The organism is Corynebacterium sp. LK33 (assembly GCF_014334955.1).
Classification (GTDB): domain Bacteria; phylum Actinomycetota; class Actinomycetes; order Mycobacteriales; family Mycobacteriaceae; genus Corynebacterium; species Corynebacterium jeikeium_D.
Genome location: NZ_PDGU01000014.1, coordinates 1 through 3,600, shown reverse-complemented (window position 1 = coordinate 3,600; position 3,600 = coordinate 1). Strand labels below are relative to the sequence as shown.

Sequence of the window (3,600 nt, the reverse complement as noted above, 5' to 3'; positions counted from 1 at the left end):
GCTGCTCACGTGGTGGTTGCCCTGGTTGGGGTGGTTGTCTTCGTGGGTGTGTGTTGTGTGAGAACTCAATAGTGTGCCGATGTACTAACTAATACTTTTTTGGGAAAGTGCTTGTTTGGTTGTCGTTTGCGCGTGTGTGTTGCTGGTGGGTGCCGGGGGCCTTTGTTTGTTTTGGGTCCTTTTGTGCTTGCGGGTGATGGATTGCGTGGCGGCGCCTTTGTTTGGGTGCTTTTCGCGTGGTTTTTCATTTGTGGGAAAGATCATGGTTGTTCTCTTCTTTTTTGGCCTCGTCGGTTCGAAGGGGAGAACGTTTTATTTTTGGATAACGGCCAGGCCGCATGCATTGTTTGTGTGTGGTGGTTGTTTGTCTGTTTTTGTCAGGTTTTTGGGCCTTTCATTGTTTTTTGATTCTTCTGATTTGAAGGGTTTTTGATGGAGGGTTTGATCCTGGCTCAGGACGAACGCTGGCGGCGTGCTTAACACATGCAAGTCGAACGGTAAGGCTCCAGCTTGCTGGGGTACACGAGTGGCGAACGGGTGAGTAACACGTGGGTGACCTGCCCTGCACTTCGGGATAAGCCTGGGAAACTGGGTCTAATACCGGATAGGACCGCACCGTGAGGGTGTGGTGGAAAGTTTTTTCGGTGTGGGATGGGCCCGCGGCCTATCAGCTTGTTGGTGGGGTAATGGCCTACCAAGGCGGCGACGGGTAGCCGGCCTGAGAGGGTGGACGGCCACATTGGGACTGAGACACGGCCCAGACTCCTACGGGAGGCAGCAGTGGGGAATATTGCACAATGGGCGGAAGCCTGATGCAGCGACGCCGCGTGGGGGATGACGGCCTTCGGGTTGTAAACTCCTTTCACCATCGACGAAGGGTTTCTGACGGTAGATGGAGAAGAAGCACCGGCTAACTACGTGCCAGCAGCCGCGGTAATACGTAGGGTGCGAGCGTTGTCCGGAATTACTGGGCGTAAAGAGCTCGTAGGTGGTTTGTCGCGTCGTCTGTGAAATTCCGGGGCTTAACTCCGGGCGTGCAGGCGATACGGGCATAACTTGAGTACTGTAGGGGAGACTGGAATTCCTGGTGTAGCGGTGAAATGCGCAGATATCAGGAGGAACACCGGTGGCGAAGGCGGGTCTCTGGGCAGTAACTGACGCTGAGGAGCGAAAGCATGGGGAGCGAACAGGATTAGATACCCTGGTAGTCCATGCCGTAAACGGTGGGCGCTAGGTGTGGGTTTCCTTCCACGGGATCCGTGCCGTAGCTAACGCATTAAGCGCCCCGCCTGGGGAGTACGGCCGCAAGGCTAAAACTCAAAGGAATTGACGGGGGCCCGCACAAGCGGCGGAGCATGTGGATTAATTCGATGCAACGCGAAGAACCTTACCTGGGCTTGACATATACAAGATCGCGCCAGAGATGGTGTTTCCCTTGTGGCTTGTATACAGGTGGTGCATGGTTGTCGTCAGCTCGTGTCGTGAGATGTTGGGTTAAGTCCCGCAACGAGCGCAACCCTTGTCTTATGTTGCCAGCACGTTGTGGTGGGGACTCGTAAGAAACTGCCGGGGTTAACTCGGAGGAAGGTGGGGATGACGTCAAATCATCATGCCCCTTATGTCCAGGGCTTCACACATGCTACAATGGTCGGTACAGTGGGTTGCCAGTCCGTGAGGGCGAGCTAATCCCGCAAAGCCGGTCTCAGTTCGGATCGGGGTCTGCAACTCGACCCCGTGAAGTCGGAGTCGCTAGTAATCGCAGATCAGCAACGCTGCGGTGAATACGTTCCCGGGCCTTGTACACACCGCCCGTCACGTCATGAAAGTCGGTAACACCCGAAGCCAGTGGCCTAACACATTTTGTGGGGGAGCTGTCGAAGGTGGGATTGGCGATTGGGACGAAGTCGTAACAAGGTAGCCGTACCGGAAGGTGCGGCTGGATCACCTCCTTTCTAAGGAGATTATTTTTTCTTTGTGTCATGTGTCATCGTGTTGGTGGCGTGTGGCTATTTTTTGTTTTTTGGGTGGAACACCTACTGGTTAGATCACTGAAGTGGTGGTCTGCGCGTGCGTGTGATGACTTTAAGCGTTTGTGCTTTCCTTTGGTGTTGGTTGGTTGTTGGTGCGCTGTTGGGTGTCTGGGATGACACATGTTGTTGTTCCTGTTTACAGGTTGCTGCGTGCTGCGGGCAGGCTGCTGTTTGGTGGTTTGTTGTGTGGTGTGTGGGTGTTGTGTGAGAACTGGATAGTGGACGCGAGCATCTTGTTTTTCTGTAAGTTCGATTTTGTCAAGCAGTTTTTCTGTTTGTGATTGTTCTTAGTTATTTGTTTGTGTGTTGTGTTGTAAGGGCGCATGGTGGATGCCTTGGCATAGTAGGCCGATGAAGGACGTGAGAGGCTGCGATAGGCCTCGGGGAGCTGCCAACTGAGCGTTGATCCGAGGGTGTCCGAATGGGGAAACCTGGCCGTCGTTGTGGGCGGTCGCCGTTAGATGAATTCATAGTCTAATTGGTGGTTACGCGGGGAAGTGAAACATCTCAGTACCCGTAGGAGTAGAAAACAATTGTGATTCCGTTAGTAGTGGCGAACGAACGTGGATGAGGCTAAACCGCGTGCGTGTGATACCTGGCAGGGTTTGCGTGCGTGGGGTTGTGGGGATGCATTGTGCAGGGTCTGCTAGTCCTGCGTTGTGTTGTGTGGGTGTAGCGGAAGTGGATTGGAATGTCCTGCCGTAGACGGTGAGAGTCCGGTACGTGAAACATCCGTGCGTGCAATTGGTGTGTTGCCCGAGTAGCAGCGGGCTCGTGGAATCTGCTGTGAATCTGCCGGGACCACCCGGTAAGCCTAAATACCTGCTTATGACCGATAGCGGATTAGTACCGTGAGGGAATGGTGAAAAGTACCCCGGGAGGGGAGTGAAATAGTACCTGAAACCATGTGCTTACAATCCGTCAGAGCCTCCTTTGTGGGGTGATGGCGTGCCTTTTGAAGAATGAGCCTGCGAGTCAGCGGCATGTCGCGAGGTTAACCCGTTTGGTGGGGTAGTCGTAGCGAAAGCGAATACTAACTAGTGTGTTTTTTAGTGGCATGTCCTGGACCCGAAGCGGGGTGATCTACCCATGGCCAGTGTGAAGCAGAGGTAAGACTCTGTGGAGGCGCGAACCCACTTAGGTTGAAAACTGAGGGGATGAGTTGTGGGTAGGGGTGAAAGGCCAATCAAACTCCGTGATAGCTGGTTCTCCCCGAAATGCATTTAGGTGCAGCGTCGTGTGTTTCCTCCTGGAGGTAGAGCTACTGGTTGGTTTAGCGGGACTATCATCTTAGCGACATCAGCCAAACTCCGAATGCCGGTGAGGTTAGAGCACGGCAGTGAGACTGCGGGGGATAAGCTTCGTAGTCGAGAGGGAAACAGCCCAGATCGCCGGCTAAGGCCCCTAAGGGTGTGCTAAGTGGAAAAGGATGTGGGATCGCGAAGACAACCAGGAGGTTGGCTTAGAAGCAGCCATCCTTGAAAGAGTGCGTAATAGCTCACTGGTCGAGTGGTTCTGCGCCGACAATGTAGTGGGGCTCAAGTACACCGCCGAAGCCGCGGCAATCACC

Annotated in this window: 2 rRNA genes; both read left to right on the top strand. The window is 54.0% G+C overall.

Going from position 1 to position 3,600, the window contains the following annotated elements:
* Positions 1-429: 429 nt before the first annotated feature.
* Positions 430-1,952: ribosomal RNA gene (locus CRD20_RS04960) — 16S ribosomal RNA — on the top strand.
* Positions 1,953-2,333: 381 nt separating this feature from the next.
* Positions 2,334-3,600 (top strand): 23S ribosomal RNA (locus CRD20_RS11025); the annotation flags it as partial.